Raw genomic sequence first — 24,640 nt, 5'->3', positions numbered from 1 at the left:
ACAATCATTTTTTGCAACAGACCTGTTGCATGTGGTTTTGTCGCAAAAAGTTATGACTTTTGATAGAGTTAGTGGCTAACTCGACCTGTAACCAATAAAGCCCGCTTTCAAAATACAGCCTGCGAATAGCAGATATCATAAGCGCTGTACTTCCTTCCATCTCTTGGGTATTGACTAAAACTTTTGGATCAAGAAGCAATGTTTTGACGGCATTAATATCACTGACAGCGAATACGCTACCCATCATCATTTTTTAATTGTTGCTATTAGAAATCAAAAAGGACTTTTAATATCCAATTAACCTGAAGGGGATATCCTATCTCTGTTGCCTATCCTGAATCCGATCCCAAGCAGCAGAATGGTATCGCTCGATTGGTACACGGTATCACCCATGTATCCCGGGTCGCTCATTATGTTCCAGTGTTTGCCAATTTATATCGCAAATACGGTATGTTTAATGCCGACAAGCTTAGTCAGGACGATATTTTTTTATTACAAATAGCAACTTTGTTTCATGATGCTGCTCTGAAGACGAGGGGGAAGATCGCTGGGATCATGAAAGTGCTCTTCTTCTCTACACCTATTTAAGGCAGGTACTGAAAGTCAATCGCGAAGACCGAATAATGGTGCGATCTATTATTTATCCATCAGAAGAAATCGCATTTCGTGAAGAAGGGCCTATTAAAGGTAAGAAGGCTGAAATTGAGTTTAGCAAAATGGTACGTAGACCTACTATTTCAACAACAAGTTCAAAAATGGACAGGGATCTTAAACATGGAAACCCCAACCGTTCTTTTTCGCTTATTGGGTCTGGTGCTGGAGTCTGGGCTAGTGCTGGTCTTGTTGTGGTTAATCCGAAAATGGCGAATATAAAGTTGGTTAGTCATATTGATATAGATTCTTCTTATGGCAAAAAAGCACATATGAGAGCGAAATCTGTACCGACGCTTGAGCAAATTCAGATGCAATTTTCAGGCTTGCATAGAAAGCTGCAGATGGGTGGAGAGGCAAAAAAAACAAATCAGACTTATACAGCTCATATATGGATAAGCATCAACTAAGCATTTTTGAGTCACTGACCTATCACGTCGAATGAGGGTTCAAACCGCAACAAAATCCCATAATTCGCCACCATTGTGCCAGCAAAACCTAGATTACATAACTGACGTTTGAACCATCCCGCTTAGTTGTGACAGTCATTCATCATTATGTTATCGCTTTGTTGTTCTTGTTTCTCAGCATCTATTTTCTTTTTATCAGTAAACTGAAAAAAAGATAAATTTTTAAAACTGTTTTGAAAACTGTGTGGGCTAGATAGTGTTGGTGTTAAAGAAGTATGGATGGTGGAGGCTATTAAAGGAGGTGGTAGTGTCTCTATTATTTCTTGAAACTTCATAAAACGATTACAAAGATATTGAATTTTTACCTCTTGGTTGGTGCTAGTCGATTCCGCCAAGGAAGACCATTGATCTTCTTGTCCAAAAACAACTTTTTCTGTAGGGCGATTAACGGGAGTGGGACCTTCAAATTTTTGGCCGCGGGCTTCACCTTTACAAGAAAGATAATCATATAAAATTGAATAATTACTTAAACTAACTGCTATTTGTACAATATCATCTCGATCATTATCTTGTGTATGGGCTGTATAAAAAAATTTATTAAAAGAAGTAGTTACAGAGTCATTTCTTTTTTTCAACCATTTTTCTATTTCAAGACGATGATGACTGAGAACAGCTATAACATTTCGAGGTAATTCTATAATGGGATTTATTGATATACTTATTATATAACAGTCATGGTTTAGATCTATTTTATAGTTAGCTTTCAATAGCCGCGAGACTGCTGAAACGGGCGTTTTTTTCGGCGCGGGGAATGATTCCGTATTACTATTTAGATTAGTATAACTTGGTAGAGTTTTTATTTGATTAGCGAGTTCTTGTGTCCATTTTTGAGGAATAGGTAATAAATCTTCATTTGGACATTTCGATTTAACATAACGAAATAAAGTATTGTAGTTTTTCAGTGTGATTGCTAAAGAGATTATAGAATTTGATTGTATCTTAAGATCTTTTTCTATTTTTTTCGTGAAAAAAGGCATTTCAAAAGGGGCACTATTTTCAATTGCCCATGAATGGATCTTCGTTTTTGCATATCTGTAGAAACCATGACACACAGATTCTGGAAGGTCGCTTTGAGGGTTAATGGGAAGATGGATAACAATATTATTTTCCAATTCATAAAGAGTAGCATTTTTTAGACGCTGTATGATTGGCACAGGCTTCTTAACTGCAACGATATTTTCATATTTATCTTGCATGTTTTCTTTTCTCTTAATAAAAAAACATGCACTATCTTAAAAGTCATGCATTAACAATTAGTTAACGAGGCATGAAACATTAGAATGGCTGATTCTGAGTTGGAATAATGTGAATTCTCAGCATAACATCAAAGATTGGAGATTGAACTTGGTCCCGGCTTTCGGTAGGAGTGTCAGTTTGAACTACGCTCTATAACTAATCTTTAAATCCTCATCTTGTTCATTTTTTTCTTCAGGAAAATGATTGCTAACTGTAGTGGCGCTGTATTTTAAAACATTAATACTAGAGTTTTTGATAAATTCCACATCTATCAATTTTAGATGTAACAAAGCATATAATGACTCCCAATCCTTATTTGATAACGTAGATATTTTATCTAAAGTGTTTATATCGGTAATTAATTCAATAGGAAGCATTCCTTGTTCAAGCAAAATAAATAAGAGTGACTGATTATCTAGATCTAATAAATTAATTTCATTTAAAAGACTAAAATCAGCATCTCTAATCCAATCTACAGAAATTAAATTTCTTTTTAATAAGACAAAGAGGGGTGAAGTATTATTTAATAAAGCCAATCGTTCAGATTCAAGAGATACTAAGGAAGTATGACTAGCTAATAGCTCATTGAGTACTGTCAAAGTCAAAAGTGATTGATGCGATTTATTAAGTATTGTATCAATAGATAGATAGTCTTTTAATGAGTTGTAAAAAAGTCCAAGTTTATAGAGTTCGCTTCCACTAAAATTACGAAATAAAAAATCCCTTACATTTTCTTGATTCATTAGCGTTTTATCTTCTGGAAGATAGCCAGTATTTAATAAACTATCAAAATCATGATGCCTTAAAATATTGTCTTTAATACGCTCAATTTTATCGGAAAATTTTGGATCATTGGCTAATGCACAACTAACATCTTCAGCTGTTTGCCGGCCAGAAATAAAGGCGCCATGAACAGAGGGACCATAAAAGGCAATATGTTCTCCAGCAAAATAGAGATTATTGAAGGGTTGTGCCACCAGCCATCGGTCATTAGGTAATGAATCTAAGGAGACTCCAGTCCAGGCGCCGAGGCTATAAGGATCTTGTTCCCAACGAGAAATTTTATAATTGACTGGTTCTATCACTGTTTCTTTATTAGGAAATAGATTTTGTAAATCTTTTAGAGCCCCTTGCAAAATCTCTTCATCAGTTAAATCGCCAAAAAGAGCATCTTTTCCATATAACATTCCCACTAAGATATTTTTTCCAGTCATATCATAGTTGTACCAACTTAATTGCCGGCCTCCTTTATTATTTTCTATTAGCCTCAGAAAAAATTTTTCATCAGGCCAAAATTTCTTCTGGAATTGAATAATTATTTTATTACAAAGTCCTGGTTTAATTCTTAGTAGTGCTTGTTTTTTATCTTCAGGGTAGGGAGGACTAAAAAAATTATCGTCTTTTACTACTTTATGCATTACACCCACAGGAAAGGTGCAAATGACTTTTAAACCACTTGTGACACAGGGTTTTCCATCACAGTTATAGCTAATAGTGACAGGATTTTTATCATTATCTGCGACACCATCTACAACAGAATTTAAATCAATTGTTAACCGACCACTATGATGTTTTATTTCTTCTAATATTAAAGGAATTATTTTATTGTAGCCCCCGATTACAAAATTTTTAGAGCTATCATCCCCCATACTCATTAAGTAGCGTCCCGGTAGGACAGAGAGTTTTCTTTGCAAATAAAGATTTCCTTGAGAATTTAATAGCGAATCAAGAGGTAAATTATCTAAATCATTTGCATTAACGCCGCCATTACAAAGCTTTAAATAACCTATTAAGGTATTTGGATTGATTTCAGAGTTATTTTCTATAATGAAGTTATACAAATCTTGAATAGTTTTGATGGTCGGATTGCTAGCCAATTTTTTTGCATAACAATCGACTAGTTTCTCAATACCGCTTAATTCATCTAGTTCAATTTTATTCTCATTAGAATCATAATAAAGAAAATTGAGTCCAGTATCAGGAATTTGAGTAATTTCTGATGAGTTATCAAGGTATTTTGCGACAGGGTTATTTTCTCCCCATTCACGCCAGGAAGCTCCTAATTCAACAAGCGTTCCTGAATTATCTATCTCTACTGATTTTATTCTTCCACCTAAACTATTTTGGGCTTCCAATAAATGAACATTAAATCCATTCTTAGTTAATTCATGAGCGGCTGCAATTCCTGAAATACCGCCACCTAAAATTACTACATCAAAAATTTCTGGCTTCATTTAAGGCTTTTCTATAATCATCAACCACTTCTTTAATTTGATCGTCTAGTGGATTATTTTCACTATTTGATAGCCATAAATTATGGTGGGTTCGTTCTTGGCGTTGAAGCTATACTCGCTAACCAAGCCCCGCATGGTTGATTGTTGTTCTTTGTGAAGTATATTTTATCTAAAAGAATGTTTTTAATACAATTGATTGTGCTGATATGTCATATTAAAGATTTTAATAAGGCCTTGCGGCGCTGTTGTTATTAAGAGGCGCCTCACCTTGTTACCCCGTTATTTTGACGAGGTAATTCCACATCCAAGAATTGCTTTTTGGCAAACATTCATTAATGAAGATTCAATTTGTTTCAACACGCTGATCGTTTTGGAGTCATTAAGGTTATAAGCCTTTGCGAGTTCCACTGGATTAGTAAAACTTAACCACGTCTGATCATAGATGTCTTTAGTAGCCATAATTCGCAAAGGTAAATCCAATGCCATTGACGGTTTGGCCTCCATAATACTTGTGCCTTTGGCAGGATTGCCTATGATTAGGACTTGCGTAGGTTGTAAAGCCAGCCCTACATGCATTGCTTCCGCGCTATGATCGATACGAGCAAATATTTTTCCACCTTTAGCTTTAATAATAGTTTCGACATTATTTAATGTATCTTGAACTGAATAAGGGCTTTGTAGCGTTTCAGACCAAACAGCTCCCAAGGGGGCAGCAAGTTTTATATCAAAGGAGGCTGCGATTTTGCGGGCCAAAATATCCAAATCGAGTATCCCTTCTTTATTCGTCAATAAAGTTACGCATACTAACTCCTTGGCCGTAGTAAACCGGCTTAAAGATGCTGAAAACCCTGGCACATTTCCTTTAATTTGCATCATTCCAGGATGGCCAGGAAAGAACCAGCCACTATTGCTCGAGACCGGCTTTCCATTTTTTAAGGTAGTAGATTGATATAAGAAGTCCCTGTTTTGAGGCTTTTTTACCAAAAGCCCACCAGCTAAAGCGATTTCCCAAGTACTAATGTCTTCCGCAGAAGCCACGAGACTACTATTAGAAAAAGTAGCTGAGTAGCTCAATGATTTAGCGAGAACATTACTCTGATTTTCTTCTAAATAACCTGAAGCGTGCTCCCTAGGATTAATCATCCCATTTTCTACGCCATTTTTTATCGTATTCAGATTTGAAATAAAGAATGTGTGCTGCAATCCTATCCGGTCAATTTGATTTTTTGTTATATAGTCTTGAAAGGACATACCGCTTATTCTCTCAATAACTAATCCCAACAGATAAAAATCGGTTGCACTAAAATTTATTTTTGTTCCCGGTGTAAATAGCAACCCTATATCTTTTATGAGTGTACTAATCTCCCTAGGACTGTATTCTTTACTAAAATCAAAAAAATCAATTTCTGTATAATCGGGTAAACCAGAACTATGTGACATTAAATCTCGAATGGTTATATCGTTCCATTTTTTTGGAATATAAGTATCTGTAAGATAAGTAGCTAAGCTTTGTTCTAATTGCAGTTTTCCCTCCTCCACTATCTGCATAATAGCTACAGCAGTGTAGGCTTTAGTTAGCTGTCCAAGGTTAAAAACTGTGTTAGCTGCAACCAAGCGTTGAGTTTGGATATCAGCAAGGCCATAACCTACTACGCGAGTAATGTAAGGTGCTTGGACAATTGCTAATGAGAGACCAGGAATATTATGTTTTTCCATGAAGTTGATTACTAGATCATCTACAGACTCTCCGTTATATAATGTATGAAAATCTCCACGACCCCCGACATTGAAATTCTGAGAGCATATCATCAGTTTTCTCCCTTTCGATCGATTTCGCCCCTTTAATAACTCACCTAAATTTTAGATATTACGATTAATTCGCAATTATTTTGAGCTCAATTTAGTTCTTTTCCATTAGATAGTTTTTCGGTGCAAGATCAGTTTAAGTTGTTCATTCTGTTATAGCGCTTTGACGAGGTGTTAAAATAGCCAAGACAATCGCGATGATAAATAAAGCAGGAACATCACCAAATAAGTGAGCAAAATGTTGCGGGTAATATAATGCTTGGATAGCCATGATACCTCCATGCACAATACTAGACCAAACAGTAAACCATATTAAACTTAAATGCAGAATTGGGTTCTTAGCCGCAAGGATTAAAAAAATACCTAAGGTTGCATAGATTCCTAATATCATTTGTAAATAGAGGTTTTGCCCAACTAAATGCCATGCCCAACCAGAAGGCCATAAGAGAGTTAATGGGTAAACTGCGAAGATAAAAATCAGTCCAATAATAACCAAGGCAATTCGAAGCACTTTGTAGTCGTGTTTATCATCCATGATAGGCTCCTGTAGAAGGGCATCATATTCATTGTTTTATTATAGTACGAGGAGAAGTATAGAGAGGCATTTTTGTTTTTGTGTCTTAGATTTCTTGAAAGATTAACCTATTGCACAAAACGTTTTGCCTAGAACAGTTGCTATTACAATCGATTAATAAATAGCATTCATTAGAATCCAGGTCGTGCTTCACATTGAGAATCAGGAGCAACATCAAGACCTTTTTTCAGCTCCTCTATATTAAATTCAATGAAAGCACTGCCATCTAGTGCTAGGCCATGGTGTTTTACAAGCCGGTTGAAATTGTCTTCTCCCAATTGATTTTTTAACGCGGGAATAACCGCCTTGCACGCAATTTGCTATTATATTGTCCAGGGTTGTCAGTGTGTCCAGATGCTTATCTTCTAATTGACGTGGTAATTGACGATTAAATTTTATATCCATTCGTAACCTTTCTACAGAAATGCAGAAATACAACAATAGAATAACGCTGAAAGCTTAAAAAAATATTTCAGTGACTACGTATTTTGAGACAGTGTATGGCTTCCGGCAGAGATCCCGAGGCAATCTAAAGTTCAGTGCTATCTAATGAAGGCTCACATCAGGTTTTTCTGCTATTGTTTGGCAACTGGTGGTAAAGAGGCCTAAATGATCGGCTTCAATAAATGACTCACCATCCTGAGAAAATCGGTCTAACAATACCTTAAAGTGTTTGGGTAACAAGTGTAATTTAACCATGAAGTACACGAATTTCTGCATATGCTCATAATATTTATCAATTTTTTCTATGAGAGGGGCTTGGTGCCCACCAACACTTATATCCTTATTTAACAGAACGTTAAAACCAACTTTCTCTAAAGTACTTTTAATTTCTTCGGCTGTAGGTGTGTCAATTGCACCTATTAAAGGTTTAATGCGTTTTAATAAATCACGATGATGTTCATTGGTACAATTGTAGTTATCCAGTTGTACCCAATCTAAGAAGGATATTTTTCCTCCAGGTTTAAGCACACGAAACATTTCGGCAAAGAGTTTTTCTTTATTTTTGGCATAAGTTAAAACCTGGATTTGATATAAGGAATCGAAAGAAGCATCATCAAAGGGAAAAGGATCATTCAAATTTGCTTTTATAAATTGGCAGCTATCAGCCAACTTATTTAAAGACACAAATTCTTTGGCACTTGTTAACTGAACATCATCAATATTAAACCCTGTGACTTTCGCTTTAGTAATAGTGGCTAAATGAGCAGCTACCCGTCCTCTACCGCAGCCCATATCTAAAACTTTATCACCTTCCTTAATGCTTAAATCCTTGCTCATTTTTTCTTCGAATAAGATTTGATTGTCATATATTCCTTTAGTTAGATCCATTACTGGAGGAATATACATTTTTTCCACTTCACCAAGAGCGCAAAGATGATTTAGAACGGCATAATAATTAGCAATACTTTGTTCTTCATTCTCATCTGACATATCTTTGTTAAAGCTCTCATAAGAACGTAAAAAGGCATCTATTTGCTCTTGAGGTAAACGATAAATTGCTAATAAAGAACGTAGGGCTGTTTTTAATCGATACATTGTTACTTGTGCTGTAGTCATTGTCATTCATCCTTGATTGTGAAACTAATTCGCTTGTTTTGCTGCTAGTCCCCTGTAACAGATAAGGTAAAAACGGATTAAGGCTCCTCTTTAGTTGTGATGATATCCGACTGTGTTTTTTCACGCTTTGCCAATAAGATAAATGGCCAAGACGCAGAGTTGATGATGGCACAAACCAAATATGAAGTTGAATAGCTCCAAACATCGGCTACCTTACCTAGGACTGGTTGGAATATTACGCCTCCACTTGAACTCATCATTGAGTCAAAAGACAAAACAGTCGCTCTTTGATCTGAAGGTATTATTCCATTTATATAAGCAAGTCGAACAGGTATCGATGCAGCAAAAATTAATGACCAAATTGAAATTAAGAAAACGGTAATCCAAAAATGAGGGTTATAGCCAATAGCGAAAAGCAAAACGCTGTTCAATAAAACACCTGAAAATAATAGTGACGTACGTTTCTTAAATAATTTTCGTACATAGGGTACCAACAGACCGCCTACAATCTGTGCTCCCGCTACCAAAGCTGCTGCTAATCCTGCGATACTGTAAGCAGAAGGATCGCCATATAACTTTAAAAGATAAGGTTGTAACGCATAAAAGGCATAAATCCCTACACCAGAAGTAAATATCCCAGCTATCATGAGCCAACGAATAGGAGGGGTTTTTAGCCCATATTTAACTGAAGAAGATAAAACTCTTTTCATTTCGGGTAATAGAGAGATAGTTTGTTTGGGCACAAATCCGATATCAAACATGTAAAAAAATGCAAACATAAAGCTAAGAATGAGAAAGAAGGCACGGAAAATATAAGGCACTCCGAGATTGGTATACTGTGCAATAACCCCTCCTGCTATGGAACCGGTTAACATTCCGATCCCTGACACGATTTGTCCTTTAGCAAAAATCGATTCTACATCGTCGAACTTCGCAGCGGCAAGGGCATCTACTAGCCAAGCTTCTGTTGCGCCTGAATAAAAAGTAAAGCCCAACCCCAGTAAAATAGAAATAGCGGCCCAGGCCCAAAATGGAGCAGAGATCTGCCACATAAATAAATACAGCAGAGTGGAGGCCATTAATGTGATGCCTCCCAACATAAATGATAAACGGCGGCCCCAAGTATCAGCAGCTACGCCTGTAGGAACTTCAAATAAGACCTGGCCCGCTGTAAAGAACGCATTAGCAGCAAAAGCCTCTGTATTGCTAAGTCCTCCATCAAGTAAAAATAAAGTGTTAATTCCCCAAATGAAAGAAGTGGCTAAAGTGTTGAGTAAGATTAAGGTAAGGTAAACTCTGGTGATAGATTTTGAGGAATATTCCATTTATATGCTCAAGTGACGAGAGAATAAAAGTATAACGCATCAATCATGCATTAGAAAATTATATACAATTGTGATTAGGTATTTAATTTCCTATGTGCAACGCTGGCGCAAGAGGTTCTACAAGGAGTAACGGGGTTAATGAGGCAGTTTTGCAGAAAGATTGCTTTTGATCCAATAGAGGAATTATGAAATCACTTAGATGTAATATTGATAAAACGGATCGGATAAATCGTTCAATAATTGGTGCACTATTGTGTATTGCTGCACTGTTTGAAATGGGGAGGGTTTTTTATATAGTACTAGGGCTCGCATTGATCATAGAGGGTATTATCGGTTGGTGCTCTATCCCTTTTGTTCTCAGCAAAATCAAGCGGTTTTTCAATGTGAGTTCCCATTGAATAGTAGATGGCTGCTTTTATAATTGACCCAAGTGGACATAACATAGAGGCAGTTTTCGACAATCAGTGAACAAAAATGAACAGCAGTCTACTTTTACGAAATGCAACAGATGCAGATGTAAACGCCATTGCCAATGTTTATCTATTCTCACGCAAAAAGCTGGTATCGTTTGCACCATTAATTCATTCAGATGAAAGCATTTATCAGTGGATTCGTGAAGTCCTTCTTCTTGAAGAACAAGTGATTGTTGCTGAAGAAATGCGAGTAATTATCGGTATGATGTCATTAACAAATGACGCTGGAATCGGACGAATACAGCAACTTTATATTCTCCCTGATTCAGTTAGACGTGGTGTTGGTTCACTAATGATTAACAAGGCGAAATCAATTTTAGGCTCTCCTATCCAGTTATATACATTCCAGGAAAATATTGGAGCTAGACGGTTTTATGAGCGCCATGGCTTTCAAGCAATAAAATTTGATGATGGCTCCGATAATGAAGAGAAATGTCCTGCTGTGCTCTATGAATGGACCGCCTAATAACCACTGACGTTAATAAGGATAGGCAAACAAAATAGGCCTCAATTACGAGCATTTTGCCCGCACAATCATAAATTGAATGGAACATAGATTAACAATGAATTGATTTCATGAACTATTTCATAATGGAATGACTGGAGGAGAGTTTTATAGAAAACAACAGTCCCATCAGACCCTAATAGCTATGCAGATAAATGCGATAGAGTTCCAGATAGGAGTTATCTTTTTCTATTGCTTCCAACTGTTCGTTAATACGTTGAATCAGCGGGGCATTGACAGGGAGAGCTATAATACCTATCCCATTGCCTATGACCTCGGGCTTACCTAAGGCCTGCAATTGGTTACCACTATTTTCAATCCAATAAATTGCTGCATCTCGATGGATAAAGGCTGCAGTAATTTTTTGTTTGCTCAGTGCGCTAATAAGGTCTTCTACATCATTGTATTGCTTGATTTGAAATTTAGAACCGTAGTTTTTAATTAAGATTTGATAGATAGCACTACCATCATCTTCACCTCTTATAATCCCAACTTCTTCTCCTTCTAATTCAGACACTGAATTGATATTAGAATTCTTTAAAATCAAAAACTGCCCTTTGCTCACTAGGTATGGGGTGCTAAAAACATACTTTTCCATACGCTTTAGTGAAATAGAAATGCCCCCTATAGCAACATCAATCTTCCCTTGATCCAGATGGCTAAATATATTGTTAAAATTCATTGGGATGAAACGACACTCTTCTTTGAGTCTGAGGCAAATCATTTTCATTAAGTCGATATCAAAGCCGCTGGCGGGAGAGGTTACGAAAGGGGGGTAAAAAACCTTTGTCCCTACCTTAATTTCAGCATGAAGCGCTGATAGGCTAGTCACAGCGAACAGGAGCAATACAGAAAAATATTTATTTAGATTCATAAGTTTTAAGCCATTGAAGTTAAAAATCATTTTTTAAGCTTAATGAACAGTACTTGTACTAAGTTTAGCTCTATCTTTGGAAAAACTCTATGACTGGTGTTGCAATGGGGTTGTTATTAGTCACCCCTATCACGAAATCCCACGGTCAAGCCCATAGGTATCTACACAAATGTCCCTCCTTGTCTCAACATTAGGTCATCCAGAGCGTAGACGATTATGGGGTCTGACCAGAAATATTATATAAAAGAAATGGGTACCATCTAATTTGGTAATAGGTCACGTCCCCCCATCTCTTATCTAAGAAAAACCTTGATTACGCTGCGTTGCATCAAGGTTTCATTTAAATTCACTACTCTGGGATTTCGCTTTGCTATAGACTCCACGTTCAAGCCGCAGGAATTCGGGATGGGGGTGACCTATTACCTAGTTTGCTCTGGTTTTTACCCTTAAAGCCTAATTTTAATAAGAAAAATAGATTTTAAGAAAAAACTACCGTTTTCCATGGCTATATCGAGTAGGCCACCCATCATCATTGTGCTAGGCCATGCTAATCTCCATTTATGCTGTTTTGAGTGTTGCCATATCGATGACGAATCGATATTTGACATCGCCCTTTACGGTACGGTCGAATGCGGTATTAACATCGTTTATGGCGATTTTTTCTATCTCGCAGGTGATGTTGTGCTCCCCGCAGAAATCGAGCATTTCCTGGGTTTCTGCGATGCCGCCAATCAACGATCCCGCTATCGTACGCCGACGGAAAATCAAAGGTGCGCTGTTGACTTTCGTCAATGGCTCAACCGAGCCGACAATAACCATTACTCCATCCCGCTTTAATAAATTGCTATAGGGATCGACATCGTGGCCAACAGGAATTGTGTTAAGCAAGAAATCAAAACTGTCTTGGGCAGCTTGCATTGCCACCTCATTTTTGGAGATAAGTACCTCGTGAGCGCCTAGCTTCTTCGCATCATCTCCTTTTTCTGGCGATGTTGTGATCATCACCACATGCGCGCCCATTGCATGCGCAAATTTCACACCCATATGGCCAAGACCGCCTAGGCCGATAATCCCTATCTTTTGGCCCGGACCCACCTTCCAATGCCGTAATGGTGAATAAGTAGTGATGCCTGCGCAAAGTAGGGGCGCTGCCGCTGCCGGATCGAGATTTGCTGGAATGCGCAAGACGTAACGAGCATCAACAGTGATCTTGTCAGAATAACCGCCGAGCGTAACTTTGTGCGCTGTACCGCCAATTTTATCTTCGGCATTCCAAGTACCGGTAAAGCCGTTATCGCAATATTGCTCGAAGCCTTCATCGCAGGAGGCACAATGGCGACAGCTATCAACCATGCAACCTACACCAACCATATCACCCACCTTCAAGCTGGAAACCTTAGTACCCACGGCGGAAACACGCCCAATAATTTCATGGCCAGGAACAAAGGGATATTGCGTTCTACCCCATTCATTTCGCGCAGCATGAATATCTGAGTGACAGATTCCACAGTAAAGAATCTCAATCAGGACGTCTTCGGGGCGGGGTTCGCGTCGTTCAATAGTGTAGGACACTAATGGTGTGGTAGCGGTTTGTACTGCGTAGGCTTTGGTTTTCATAAAACTCTCCCTTTATTAGACCTAAGAATTTAGGTATTCATTTCCTCGTCATGATTGCAGCAATTCTTTCATTACACAACGATGTTGAGATTATCACTCTTAATTAAATCAACGATCGATTAATTTCTGATAAAGTTCAGGATATCTTTCACCACTTGCAAGTACAACCAAAGCTCCGAGCGTTTATAGAACACGTGCAGAGTGAATCAAGATTCTAAAATATCCTTTCCAAATACACGATTCTAAGCAATGTCTGCCGAGAATCTAGTCAAGCAGTGGCCAATAAAACTTTATTTTGCCAGACTGAGATTTTTCCTATCAAAGTTTATGGTTGGAGCAGGAACAGCCCGCACTGGTTTAGGTATGGCCTTTGGGCAATTATTGTAAAATCATGCCAAAACAATGGTTCGTAGTTTTGATAGTGATCTTGGAGGAGAGCTTCTAGATAATCCTAAAAAAGGCCTTTGATTCTAGTTTCTATTAAAGGTATAAAGAATGCTCTAAAAAAATTGTGAGTCTTCGATGAAAAACACTCTGATTTCTCTTATTTTAGTTTCGAGCTTTTTACCTCTTTCTGCTCAGGCTGGGCTTGATATAAAAACCTATAAATACAGCTTTGCTAAGAATGAGCATTTTGATGTGGCCTTTGCTGATTACCCGAAAGGGCAGGAAGAATTTTATGAGTTGGAATATAAAGAGGCCGCTCAGTTACCCCCGGAAATAATGCTAAAAATAAGGGGGTTAAAGATTGCTGGTTCGAATCATAGCGATGATTTATTTATGTATTCCTACAAGCAACTGAAAGGATTAAAGCCAAATACAACTTACCAAGTACAATTTTCCCTGGAATTTGCCTCAAATGCGGCTAGCGATTCGATAGGTGTTGGAGGAGGGCCAGGATCTTCGGTTTATGTGAAAATCGGGGTGGTCGATGCGAAGCCAAGACGTTATTTAGATTCAGACAATTTTTATCGCATTGCTCTTGATAAAGGCAATCAAATGACAGATGGCAAGGACATGATTTTATTGGGAACAATTGGTGTAGATACCGAAGACGCCATCTATCGTTTAAAAACGCTGCCTTATCAGCCTGATGCAGAAATGCAGGAAAAATTAGACCACTATACGGTAACTTCTAATGGCAAGGGAGAGGCTTGGTTGGTTCTAGGAACAGATTCTGCATTTGAAAGTAAATCGACCCTATATTACACCAATGTACTTGCGCATTTTAAGGAGTTGCTGAAGTAGATGGCTTAATGTGTACTGACGTTAAGTTAAGGTGTCCGAAGGATAGATGAGGGATTGTGCTAGAACCGCCCCTCATCCGCCCTTCGGTCACCTTCTCCCAAGAGGGGCGAGGGGAGATCTAAGAATCCCTTCATCGGGGATAAGGTGCCCGAAGGGGTTGATAGATCAGGCAGGAATCATACCTTGATGAGCTGCTATAGTAGGCTCTCTGAATGCTTGTTTCCTTGCTTGATTAGCTAAAGAACCAAATAAGGTTTGACCTTGAACATAGGACATGCTCGCTACCTTTGTAGTTTTCTCGGCCTCGTGTTCAGTCGCTAACTCGAAAAGAGGCTCTTGTTCTGCTTCAACGGTATTTTCATAGCCTAAAGAGTCTTCTGTTTCAACTGCTACTAATCGTGGCGGCTCGCTTACTAATTCAGTAGAAGGCACTTCCAGTTTAGGTGCGAAGATAAAACCAAATACCCTCAATTTAATAACTAAGATAAACGCTTTAAAAGGGGTTAATTCCTCATAACCATTTTCTGCAGGTCGTTGCTGAGCAGCTGCATAAGCCTCTGGTGAAAGCATTTTGATATGGCTAACATCAGCCCGAAAATACACTTTCCCGTCAGCTGCTTGAAGTAATAAAGGCTGAGGCTGTGGTTGGCTGTAATCAATTTCAGGTAGAAAGGCAAGGCCACCATAATTTTCAGCACTACGTTTTTCGCCCGATTGCATTAATCTGGCAATGTCACCTAAGGAGTTATCCATACCATTAACAAGCAGGTTAGCGTTTTCATCATTGCTGCGCTGAAAATAAGTACCATCACCATAGGATTGTGTTTTTTCTGGATCGATAGCGAATACATCGCCTACTTGCCAGTTAGGATTTGGCTGAAAGGGATTGGTTGTTTTAACGCCAGTGTGGTTGTCTTCATTATGCATGTTGTTAATTAAAATATTACCCCAGACACCAAATTGCTCAGGCATAACGGTGCGTAATAAGCCAATACGGCTCATGTGTCCGCCGGCAAAATGGTCAGAGTAAAAATGCATGGCAAAAAGATCTTGGCTGACTGCAAGTGCATGATAGCGATTGCTAAGCTCTGTATAAAAATCTTGTTTATTATCTATTTGTTCTGCTGTAAAACCATATTGAGCAGGGTTTTTCTCAATACGCTCAACGATTGCACTTAGCTCATCGGAAACGGTTTCATCGTCAATAACATTGCCTGCTGCGATTTGTTTGAAATGATAAGCAAGGTTGGCATTATCAAGTGCTGACTCATGGCCAACTACGTAGGCTCTGGTTGACCAAGGCGCAAAATGTGCGGCATTCTTGGATAATTTTTCGCTGTAGTCTTTGACTGCGAAGATATAAGCAATCTGCTGTATTATCTGATTGAGTGATTCAATAAAAGGAACGTAAGTGGTCTTTTCAATTTGATAAATTCGCTCAATATCTTTCTGGCTAACCTCGGTTGAGGCTAAGTCAGCAAAGGCATCATGAAAAGCTTGTTTTTCCTTTGCTTGCACAGGGTTGTTGAATAGTTTTTTATTATCACTAACAACATCGCCACTTGGTTTGGGTAATTCAAGAGAGTATCCCCAACCGGCTGAGGTGTAATAATCGCCAGCCATGGCAACAATGTCACCAGCGCTTAGCTTTAAATCGAGAGGAACAGGAATTCCATCGATGGTTTGCATCATCGTAACTTTTAACTTGTTCGTATCAGCGGTATTTAAGTTTTTACTACCTTCTAGGTAAGGATTAGTAAAGGTTTCAATTCTTATTTGATCACCAGCTTGTTTATGCTCAAGAGTTTCCATGTATTTTCTTCCTCTCATCATTGTTGTAGTCATTTTAATTGACCAAAATTAAGGCAACATTAATCAGCATAGGGAAAATAGGAAAGTCAGCTTTGTAGGGGGAAAAATGTGTAATCTAGAAAAGCCCGAATTCTCGCGGTCAAGCTCATAGGTATCTACCCAAATGTCTGTAATAGATGAGCCCTGTCACCCTAACGCACGTCATCCAGAGCGCAGCGAAGGATCTGGTGAATGTGGCACTGTGCTAATCTCGGAGATCCTTCGCTGCGCTCTGGATGACATAATCATGAATTACGCTCTGATTCTTGAACTAGCTATTCGAAATTGAAAGTTGAGCTTGTTGTTCAATTTGTCCAATTTGTTTTATTTTCTCAGCTACCATCTCATTGAAGGCGGCTACTGAAGATGTTTCCCAATCAAAAAATGTCGTTAGGCATCCCTGGCCAGTTTTGAGAATCGCATATCCTTCTGTATTTCTGAGTGTAGTTACAAACGTCTTAAACTCCGGTAAATCAAAAGGAGCATCTTCAATTTGTTTTCTGAAGTCCTCAAGAATGCTGTTTTTCAAATGGTCGCCTATTTGATCCTTGTGCTTATCTTTGAAAGCCTGGGATGTATCCTTTGTGGTTGCCTTGAAAGCATGATACCACCTGCTATCCTTATTGGTTTTTGCTGGATAGGCATAATTATTATGTATGGTGTTAAGAGCGGTTTTTGTTGTCTCAACTTTTGCTATTGAAATAGCAGCAGCTTTAGCTACTTCTGGATTATCATCCACAGTCAAGATTGGTTCCAAAGGCGTCGTTACTATTTTTACAGTTTTTGGTTGGTTATCAGCGCTCTTTTTTAGGAAATTGGCAGCATCGAAATTTGATACCCAAGCCGTTATAGCGCCTCTCATATTAATATAATCACGTATCTCGGGTTTGGTTAAATTTAACTCTGGAAGCACTGTTGTAGTCGATTCAATTTGACTTATCTGAACTAATTGCCGCCACGCAGAATCAAGACAGTTATCTAATCGAACCTGATATTTATGCAATTTATCTTGAAATTTAGCATCCGACTTTATTTTATAAAGCTCTGTCAAGCTGTCTGTTATAGCATCTAAAAGCGCAATCTTAGCATCTAAAAATTTAATAAATTGCTTAGGGTTCTCTGGTGCAAATTGTGCTCCAAGGCTCTTTTTATTTAAGTCTTCCATTTCCTCGATTAGAGCTTTCAAAGAACCTTCTTCAGGCTCTCTTCGCTTGATTCTCTTACCAAGACGTCCTTGAATTTGTTCGAGATTTCTCTTTGAATCTTGCATATTATCAATAAAATGCATGATCTGGTCTCTGGAATGCTGAGTCACTTTTTATCTCAATAACTAATTTAAAGTGTTGAATTATATTACAAGATTATTAAGTGAAGATTAGCGACCCTCTGCAATTCTGCAGAAAGGTCACCAATATAGTACTGCAGGCTATGGTTAATAACTCAAGGTACTAATCTCATTTAAACCGAGTAAACGATCAAATCTTTCATAGACTTCTTGCTGTTCAGCAATGCTTGCTGCTTCCCAAACTAAAAGGCCTTGATTATTTCTGTGGAAAATATCAGGGTTCATTGAAAGCAAAAAGTTTAGGATACTCGTTCGCCCAAGTTTGGCAGCATGAAATAGCGGAGTGTCTCCCTCTGTGTTTACGAAATCAAGCAGCTCGGGATCATTGGCGAGAGCAACTAGCATATAAGCGCTATTGTCTTCATTAATTGCTTGAATAAAATGCCTTTGTTTTTCTGCCATAGTTGGTTCAGCTGGGGCACTAGCCTTTGGAGGCTGGAAAAATGCTCTTGGAGCAGTACTTGCGCGTTGAGGAGTGGTCGGAAGAATAGAGGGTATATAAAATGTGTCATTCGTGGATGAGGTGGAAGATGACGCGATTGGAGCCGCTCTTGTTGCTACAGTTGGCGTCCTAGTGGGAGTAGGAAGAATGGATGGCACAAAAAATAAAGGATTATTGGATGACGAAGGCATTGGAGCGGCTGCTCTTGTTGCCGGTCTTTTAACAAAGGAAGGAAGTAAAGAATGCATAAAATAAGAATCAGCTTCTTGCACGGCTTCTTCCTCGATTTCTCCCTCTACCTGATTTAACTTGATCACAGGTTGCTGCTTCATAAAGCTTAATAAAACTTCTCTCAGGCCCATAACTTGAGTTCTTATCGTTTGATCATCAGGTATCGGTCCACTGTCTAAGAGCTGTAGTGCATTGTTTCCCTGAATGTTTACAAACCTTGTATTAGCCTGCGCCTCTAATAACATTCTGAAAATTTCCAGGTTTTGATATCCGGAATGTGCGGCATGATCTGCTGCCATCATTAGTGCTGTCATTTGCGAGTTTTTGGTTTGTAAATTGAGATTAGCATTCTTATCGATCAGCAATTTAACCATAGCTGGGTTTTGCAATTGTACTGCGAGCATTAAGAGGCTTCGTCCTCTGGCATCACAAGCATCTGGATTAGCACCAGTATCCAGCAAACGCTCTACTGTAGCGATGTCTCCTCTTGTTACAGCCTGGAATAATTCAGGATTGAATTTCTTGGCTTTGGCCGGTTCCGCTGGTATCGCAGCCGATGGTCTTGTGCCCTCAGAAAGTTAGGTGAGTTCTTCTTCATTATATTTCAGTAGGTTTGCGACAATAGCTTTAACCCTAGCTAAGATAGCACTCTGTTCTTCTGGAGTTGTTTGCTCTTTGTTAAAAAGCATAGCATCCCCCACATTACAAAATTTGAAGATCACTTGCAGTGCTATTTGTGTATTAGCGTCAAATCCCGAGATCACAGGTTCATGACCCTGAATTATTTCAGCAATTTTCTCTCTGATCGGGGCTGGAATTGTTTTTTGGCCAATTGGAATACACTCTAATAATTGTCCTGCTAAAAATGCTTCATAGTCTGAAACATGTGAATCAGGTGTTTCATCGGCAGCCATTGATGAAGAGGGTTGTACAGATTCACGGATTATTTCAATGCCGGAGTCAGTTACTCTGGCTTGCCCTAAGAAAGTATAGGGCTCAATGCGGGTGATTTTCTTTTGGCTATCCTCTACAGATCTAAAAATTAGATATTCTCCTGCGCGTGTAAACAAGTTCAATTCAATATTAAGAGTTTGTGTCTTGAGTATTTCCAGCATGCTTCGAAGATTAGCTTCATCGGGTTCCATATCTACACCAATGACAACATCAGCAAGATAATGATAAGGATAAGGCTCATTTGTAGAGTGTCTATATCGACTTACAGAGGTACTGTAATGAAAATGAGGCCTAACCTCATGTCGCTCAGTAAATTTTTGCTCTCTGTAGGGGTTATTCCAATTCTTTAGGGCGCATTTAATTGATTTGCGAATAATTTGTTCCACCCAGGGTTGCAACTGGTCTAATCCAGTTATTAATTCTTCTGAATTAAATGTTGCCCCTGAGGAAATATATGACTTGGCCATTGTAGCATCCTTAAAATTTGATTTTATATCGTTGTATTTTCAGAAATATCTAGTGAAACATGAAATTTCTAATCGGCTATTCTATTGATAGATGGTTAATCAAATATTAAAAATTGATGTTGTTTTTTTATAGCTGATATCAGATTCTTAGTAGCGGACAAGCAAATTTTTGCAGCTTATAACTAAAGAGGAACTATGGACAGCCAATTATCTTATTTTCTCCGTCTTTCCAGCATCATAGAGGCAATGCCAGATGCCTTGGTGATTATTGATAAAAGTGGCCACATTATTTTAATTAACAGCCAGACTGAACATCTATTTGGATATACACGTGCCGAGTTATTAGGTGAATATGTAGAGAGCCTAATGCCTGAAAGGTACCGTAGCAAACATGTCCACCATCGCGACAATTATTTTCTTAGGCCAACCGTGCGTTCTATGGGGGCGGCATTAGAATTATTTGGCATGAAAAAGGATGGTACGGAATTTCCTGTCGATATAAGCATAAGTCCGCTTAAGACAGATGAGGGCATTTTTACTCTTGCTGCCCTAAGAGACATTAGCAAGGCGGTAGATGCTATCTCGGAACAAAAACTACTTAAAGAACAGTTATATAGTAAAAATAAAGAGCTCGAGAAACAAAATCGCTTAAAAACTGAGTTCCTAGCCAATATGAGTCATGATATCCGAACGCCATTAACGGGCGTTATAGGCCTGTCTAAATTACTTGAGAAGATGGTGCAAGATTCTGAGCAAAAAAAATATGCTCAATGGTTAGGTGAAAGTGGTAAACAACTGCTGAATATGTTGAACGTAATCTTGGACACCATTTCAGGGGAAAACATAGATGAAGCAAACTTAAAGGAAGAACCATTTGAGTTAAAGCAAATTATTCAAGAAATTTACTATCTTGAACTCCCATCTACTCTAACAAAAGGGATAGAGTTAAAAACGCATATTGATACTAAAATTCCTCCTTGTTTTGTGAGCGATCACATAAAAATCCGTCGTATCTTATTAAACTTATTGGGTAATGCCATTAAATTTACTCAGGCCGGTGACATTAAGATTGAGGTGAAACTCCTGAATCAAGAAAAAAAACATTCCTTACTTAACTTTAGTGTTACAGATACAGGTTCTGGGATTCCCTATGAACTTCAAGATAAGGTATTTGATAGGTTTTTTCGGCTTGCTCCCTCAAATCAAGGAACCTATACAGGGCGCGGTTTAGGCTTAGATATTGCCCAATCTTATGTAAATCTCTTAGGTGGAAAAATTCTATTAACAAGCACACCAGAGGTAGGAACGACTTTTTATTTTGATCTGCTATTAAAAATTGGTGATATTAAGCAAATTCCTTTAGCTAATAATGAAACAGTTAGTCAATCTTCCACAGCAAAAAATGAAAGGCCAGCAAATACACTGAAATTATTACTTGTTGAAGACAATCAGATTGCCTTACTCGCCCTTGAAGCAGTTGTTAACCAGGCTGGTTTTCGCTATAGCACTGCTGTTGATGGGGAAAGCGCACTGGATTTAGTGAAGTCAGAGGCCTTTGATTTAATTATTACCGATCTGGGGCTTCCGGGTTTGTCTGGTGTTGATCTAGCAAAAAGAATTAGAAAGTTTGAAAAAATGCATGATCGAAGGCCAGTGCCAATCATAGGATTAACAGGTCATTCTGAGAGTAAAATAAAGGATAAATGCATTAAGGCGGGAATGAATGACGCAATTACTAAGCCGATAAGTCCCGAGATTTTAGAAAAAATTAAAGGAACCTATCTTGCTTAGAATCCATGTAATAGGCCAGCCTCGTCATCCAGAGAGCAGCGAAGGATCTCCGGGAAATCGCACCACTGCTCCCGGATTTCACTTCGCTACATCCAGGCTACATTTCATCCACGGACTACCTATATGCCAGTGAATGGTCATTCTCATTGCTCTCATCAAAATTTGCAATATCGGAGTAGAATGCAGTTGTTTCTTCCTGTTGCCCTTGACGAGGATTCTCAAATCCATCTTTGGCGTGTTTTTGTATCTCAGCCCATAGTACTTCCACAGACTCAGAATAATCACCGTGCTTTCTAATGGCCTCATAAATTTTGTACACGCGATGTGGAACACGTTTCTCTGTGCCATTATCTAAAGTGAGTGTCAGACCACCCTGAAAAAAGCAGTAACTACCAACTTCAAATACATTATTTTCAATGTCCGTTTTAATTTGATTTATTTTTTCTCTTAGTTTCCAATCTTCAAAACCTTGTGGCGATATCATATTTCTAGGATTGTTAAATAGTTCGTTTACTGGGCGAGGGGGGCTAATCACTTGTTTTTGGATTTTCTGCTCTATAGGTATGCCTCTGAAATGCATTCTATTAATTTCACCTTCGAGATAATGCTGCCTATACAAATTATTAAGCGCACCTGGATTATCCGTTACACAGGTTACGTCGTTCCACAATGAATCAAGCGAGTAAACTTTGCCATCTCTATCGCGATACAAATTCCAAGCATGAGCAGCACCTCTATCAAAATCTTGCCGATGATGAATAACTTCTCCATGTAATAGACCATCCTGTACTAAACGAGATAAGAAATAAGAGTTCAACAAAGTATGATGTCGGCATACTCCTTGTCCTTGTAAAATAAATTCACTAAGAGAAATTACCTTATCACTTCTCAGCTTACGCGCGATGAATTCGTCAGGTTGACCACCAGGAAAACAAGTTTGAGTCAGGTTTTTTATTATTTCTAAGATTTCACGTGGATTTGAAGCATGTCTTAATTGCCATTTTAATTTAGCGTAAAGATCTTGTAATACCTTATCTTGTGGATCAAGAAGTAAGATTTCACGCTTTGAAGAAACTCCTACTGAGCATAGCCTCTTGTTAAAATCACGAGTACCTCTATCCACGATAGGGGTAAATTTTCCATCTATATAGACTCCTTCTATATGATTTATTCTAATAACCTGATCATTATTCCGAACTGCTAAAAAGGTTCGTCCATCCTGCCGTGGCATTTGCGGTCTTCTACTTCGAACATCTTGCAGGAAGGCATTGAACTCATTATTTTGAGGTTTATTTGAAGCTGCATGACGCATCTTGTTTGCTAAATCACTATTAAGAGTAGTATAGCTGATGAATTTTTCTACTAATTTCGGCGAGTTGGCACGGGCAAATTGCAACAATTTTTCTTCCGAACTATTTGAAGCTATAACGCCTAAGAGTCGGTGAGGCTGTTCAAGGAGAGCTTCAGCAGCATCCTTGTTTCTAATTGCCAAATCGAATAAAAACAGGCTAATTTTTCTTAACTTATCACTATTGGTGATGCTATGTCGTTTTTTTATAATTTCTCTAGTCAATGATTCTGGTGTATATAATGGCATTTAAAATCTCCCTCTAACCAATTATTAGCCATTATATTTTTTATTTATTAAGTGATTATTATTGGGTATTAGCAAAATCTCTCTCGATATATGCTTATTTAAAATCCAGTTCGTCAAAAAACAGATAGACGTCCTGGAGGTTACGAAGGAGTAGTTCGCGAGTTCTTTGAGCCATAGGTTTCTCTTCCTTAAGGTGATAGTAGGGTTAAATTGAATGAAGCAAAGTATATTTTCAGTCTATTATTTAAATAATATCTCAATATCGGAATTATTATAATTAAGGAAAATTATGACCATCCCGGCATTAACCACCTTTGTTTTTTTCATTGTGACTACTGTGACCTTCGCTGATAGTAGTGCTTACAATGGTCCTGATAATCCAATTATTCCTGCGGATAATGATGAAATAAGATTGAATTTTGCGCAATGTATCGAAGACACTAATGAGCTGATGCCCGATAATGATGCTCATGATTTAGCCAAGAATCTCTGCGAGTTACGAGTAAAACATCAGGCCGCTCGTCAACAAGTGTTGAAAGGATTAGCTGAATTAGTCGCACAATATAAAGGCGTGACTAATCACCAGCATGATCAGAACTTAGCGCAGACAATTTCCTTGATTCAAGGGGGAGTAAAATCGTGCCTCGATGCCATAGGTTCTCAAGAGGTTTGTCACAATATAGGTTGCGCCATTGTACCTGAAACTGATGCTACCCTTTGTGATAATCAAGCGATGATAATCATCAACAGAATTTTAGGGCGCGAGTAGTCGCAAATACAGGTTGAATCGTCAAAATTTTAAATGAAACCTTGATTAAGCTGCGCTGCATCAAGGTTTTCCTTAGATTAAGGGTAATCATCAATTAAGCTTTTGTGGGCCATGGCTCTCATTAATGCATGACAATTACGGTATTCTTAGGGGCTATTCGATAACCTGTAGAACTAACCGGAGATACTTTTCTGCCTGCACTATCTGTAATCCAAACTAAAACCTGAGCGCCTGAAGTGCTGGCTTGTATTGTGTAAGTTTCACCGGCTTTAAAATTCGCTTGAACATCAGAAAAGGCTTGGTAAGGGCCGCTTGAAAGAAAGCCTTTATTAAATTCTGTCAGAACTGTTAATGTATGGACGCCGGGATGGATGCGTACATTGCCGGAAAAAAGTTTTAGTCCAGCCGTTTTATTATCAATAGCATCAACCTGTGAATGCATCCAAGTTGCAAGGCCCGTGCGTTCATTTTTAACTCGTACTATCGACATAGGTTCATTGGCTTTGGGGGCCTCATACATGGTTGCACAGCCTGATACAACACTTAGTAAAATTACTAAGGCAATAGATTTAAAGCAATTCATTTGTACTCCTAGATTTCATCAACTATAGGTATTAAGT

Annotated in this window: 22 protein-coding genes; 7 read left to right on the top strand and 15 right to left on the bottom strand. The window is 38.3% G+C overall.

What is annotated here, in order from left to right; all coding sequences use genetic code 11:
* Positions 1-4: 4 nt before the first annotated feature.
* Positions 5-250: a hypothetical protein gene (locus BN1094_RS10150; RefSeq protein WP_043874285.1), complete on the bottom strand. Its 246-nt coding sequence runs from the start codon at positions 248-250 to the stop codon at positions 5-7.
* Between the two features lie 373 nt (positions 251-623).
* Here BN1094_RS10150 and BN1094_RS10145 point away from each other — a divergent pair, with 373 nt between their 5' ends.
* Positions 624-1,061 (top strand): hypothetical protein, encoded by a 438-nt coding sequence (locus BN1094_RS10145; protein WP_043874284.1) that lies wholly within the window; start codon positions 624-626, stop codon positions 1,059-1,061.
* Between the two features lie 122 nt (positions 1,062-1,183).
* Here the strand turns inward: BN1094_RS10145 and BN1094_RS10140 are convergent, their stop codons facing one another.
* From BN1094_RS10140 to BN1094_RS10115, 6 genes are all read right to left on the bottom strand, one after another.
* Positions 1,184-2,317, bottom strand: a complete 1,134-nt coding sequence (locus BN1094_RS10140; RefSeq protein WP_043874283.1) for a hypothetical protein — start codon at positions 2,315-2,317, stop codon at positions 1,184-1,186.
* A gap of 183 nt (positions 2,318-2,500) precedes the next feature.
* Complete coding sequence (locus BN1094_RS10135; protein WP_043874282.1) at positions 2,501-4,591, bottom strand: flavin monoamine oxidase family protein; 2,091 nt, start codon at positions 4,589-4,591, stop codon at positions 2,501-2,503.
* A gap of 279 nt (positions 4,592-4,870) precedes the next feature.
* Positions 4,871-6,400 (bottom strand): serine hydrolase, encoded by a 1,530-nt coding sequence (locus BN1094_RS10130; RefSeq protein WP_043874281.1) that lies wholly within the window; start codon positions 6,398-6,400, stop codon positions 4,871-4,873.
* 142 nt (positions 6,401-6,542) lie between these two features.
* The gene (locus BN1094_RS10125; protein WP_043874280.1) at positions 6,543-6,932 is read right to left on the bottom strand and encodes a DUF6632 domain-containing protein; all 390 of its coding nucleotides are present in this window, start codon (positions 6,930-6,932) and stop codon (positions 6,543-6,545) included.
* 585 nt (positions 6,933-7,517) lie between these two features.
* Entirely contained in the window at positions 7,518-8,531 is a 1,014-nt protein-coding gene (locus tag BN1094_RS10120; RefSeq protein ID WP_043874279.1) for a class I SAM-dependent methyltransferase, read from the bottom strand.
* A 77-nt stretch (positions 8,532-8,608) separates the two neighbouring features.
* Positions 8,609-9,856: an MFS transporter gene (locus BN1094_RS10115; protein WP_043874278.1), complete on the bottom strand. Its 1,248-nt coding sequence runs from the start codon at positions 9,854-9,856 to the stop codon at positions 8,609-8,611.
* 185 nt (positions 9,857-10,041) lie between these two features.
* On the opposite strand from BN1094_RS10115, the gene BN1094_RS20315 reads away from it, so the two are divergent.
* Together BN1094_RS20315 and BN1094_RS10105 are read left to right on the top strand one after the other, a co-directional pair.
* A complete protein-coding gene (locus BN1094_RS20315) occupies positions 10,042-10,254 on the top strand; it encodes a YgaP family membrane protein (RefSeq protein ID WP_043874277.1) in 213 nt (70 codons plus the stop codon).
* A gap of 76 nt (positions 10,255-10,330) precedes the next feature.
* Positions 10,331-10,795 (top strand): GNAT family N-acetyltransferase, encoded by a 465-nt coding sequence (locus BN1094_RS10105; RefSeq protein ID WP_043874276.1) that lies wholly within the window; start codon positions 10,331-10,333, stop codon positions 10,793-10,795.
* A gap of 175 nt (positions 10,796-10,970) precedes the next feature.
* Here BN1094_RS10105 and BN1094_RS10100 read toward each other — a convergent pair whose 3' ends face one another.
* Together BN1094_RS10100 and BN1094_RS10095 are read right to left on the bottom strand one after the other, a co-directional pair.
* On the bottom strand, positions 10,971-11,708 hold the full coding sequence (locus tag BN1094_RS10100; RefSeq protein WP_176695294.1) for a transporter substrate-binding domain-containing protein: 738 nt from the start codon (positions 11,706-11,708) through the stop codon (positions 10,971-10,973).
* Positions 11,709-12,266: 558 nt separating this feature from the next.
* Positions 12,267-13,325 (bottom strand): NAD(P)-dependent alcohol dehydrogenase, encoded by a 1,059-nt coding sequence (locus BN1094_RS10095; protein WP_043874275.1) that lies wholly within the window; start codon positions 13,323-13,325, stop codon positions 12,267-12,269.
* A 249-nt stretch (positions 13,326-13,574) separates the two neighbouring features.
* Here BN1094_RS10095 and BN1094_RS19865 point away from each other — a divergent pair, with 249 nt between their 5' ends.
* Together BN1094_RS19865 and BN1094_RS10090 are read left to right on the top strand one after the other, a co-directional pair.
* The gene (locus BN1094_RS19865) at positions 13,575-13,712 is read left to right on the top strand and encodes a hypothetical protein (RefSeq protein ID WP_176695293.1); all 138 of its coding nucleotides are present in this window, start codon (positions 13,575-13,577) and stop codon (positions 13,710-13,712) included.
* A gap of 135 nt (positions 13,713-13,847) precedes the next feature.
* Positions 13,848-14,573, top strand: a complete 726-nt coding sequence (locus BN1094_RS10090; protein WP_052403240.1) for a hypothetical protein — start codon at positions 13,848-13,850, stop codon at positions 14,571-14,573.
* Between the two features lie 165 nt (positions 14,574-14,738).
* Here the strand turns inward: BN1094_RS10090 and BN1094_RS10085 are convergent, their stop codons facing one another.
* From BN1094_RS10085 to BN1094_RS10070, 4 genes are all read right to left on the bottom strand, one after another.
* On the bottom strand, positions 14,739-16,418 hold the full coding sequence (locus tag BN1094_RS10085) for a hypothetical protein (RefSeq protein ID WP_141650460.1): 1,680 nt from the start codon (positions 16,416-16,418) through the stop codon (positions 14,739-14,741).
* A gap of 277 nt (positions 16,419-16,695) precedes the next feature.
* Positions 16,696-17,712 carry a hypothetical protein gene (locus BN1094_RS10080; RefSeq protein ID WP_043874274.1) on the bottom strand — a complete coding sequence of 339 codons (1,017 nt, stop codon included), beginning with the start codon at positions 17,710-17,712 and terminating at the stop codon, positions 16,696-16,698.
* A 144-nt stretch (positions 17,713-17,856) separates the two neighbouring features.
* Positions 17,857-18,990 carry an ankyrin repeat domain-containing protein gene (locus BN1094_RS10075; protein WP_081935113.1) on the bottom strand — a complete coding sequence of 378 codons (1,134 nt, stop codon included), beginning with the start codon at positions 18,988-18,990 and terminating at the stop codon, positions 17,857-17,859.
* A gap of 30 nt (positions 18,991-19,020) precedes the next feature.
* Complete coding sequence (locus tag BN1094_RS10070) at positions 19,021-19,863, bottom strand: hypothetical protein (RefSeq protein WP_043874272.1); 843 nt, start codon at positions 19,861-19,863, stop codon at positions 19,021-19,023.
* A 195-nt stretch (positions 19,864-20,058) separates the two neighbouring features.
* Between BN1094_RS10070 and BN1094_RS10065 the strand changes: the two genes are divergently transcribed.
* On the top strand, positions 20,059-21,654 hold the full coding sequence (locus BN1094_RS10065; RefSeq protein WP_052403238.1) for an ATP-binding protein: 1,596 nt from the start codon (positions 20,059-20,061) through the stop codon (positions 21,652-21,654).
* Between the two features lie 115 nt (positions 21,655-21,769).
* Here the strand turns inward: BN1094_RS10065 and BN1094_RS10060 are convergent, their stop codons facing one another.
* Positions 21,770-23,251, bottom strand: a complete 1,482-nt coding sequence (locus BN1094_RS10060; RefSeq protein WP_043874271.1) for a hypothetical protein — start codon at positions 23,249-23,251, stop codon at positions 21,770-21,772.
* 289 nt (positions 23,252-23,540) lie between these two features.
* On the opposite strand from BN1094_RS10060, the gene BN1094_RS10055 reads away from it, so the two are divergent.
* The gene (locus BN1094_RS10055; protein ID WP_043874270.1) at positions 23,541-24,020 is read left to right on the top strand and encodes a hypothetical protein; all 480 of its coding nucleotides are present in this window, start codon (positions 23,541-23,543) and stop codon (positions 24,018-24,020) included.
* Between the two features lie 121 nt (positions 24,021-24,141).
* On the opposite strand, the gene BN1094_RS10050 is transcribed toward BN1094_RS10055, so the two are convergent.
* Positions 24,142-24,603: a hypothetical protein gene (locus BN1094_RS10050; RefSeq protein WP_043874269.1), complete on the bottom strand. Its 462-nt coding sequence runs from the start codon at positions 24,601-24,603 to the stop codon at positions 24,142-24,144.
* Positions 24,604-24,640 lie beyond the last annotated feature (37 nt).

Source organism: Legionella massiliensis, assembly GCF_000756815.1.
Classification (GTDB): domain Bacteria; phylum Pseudomonadota; class Gammaproteobacteria; order Legionellales; family Legionellaceae; genus Tatlockia; species Tatlockia massiliensis.
This window is presented reverse-complemented; position numbering and strand designations above follow the sequence as displayed.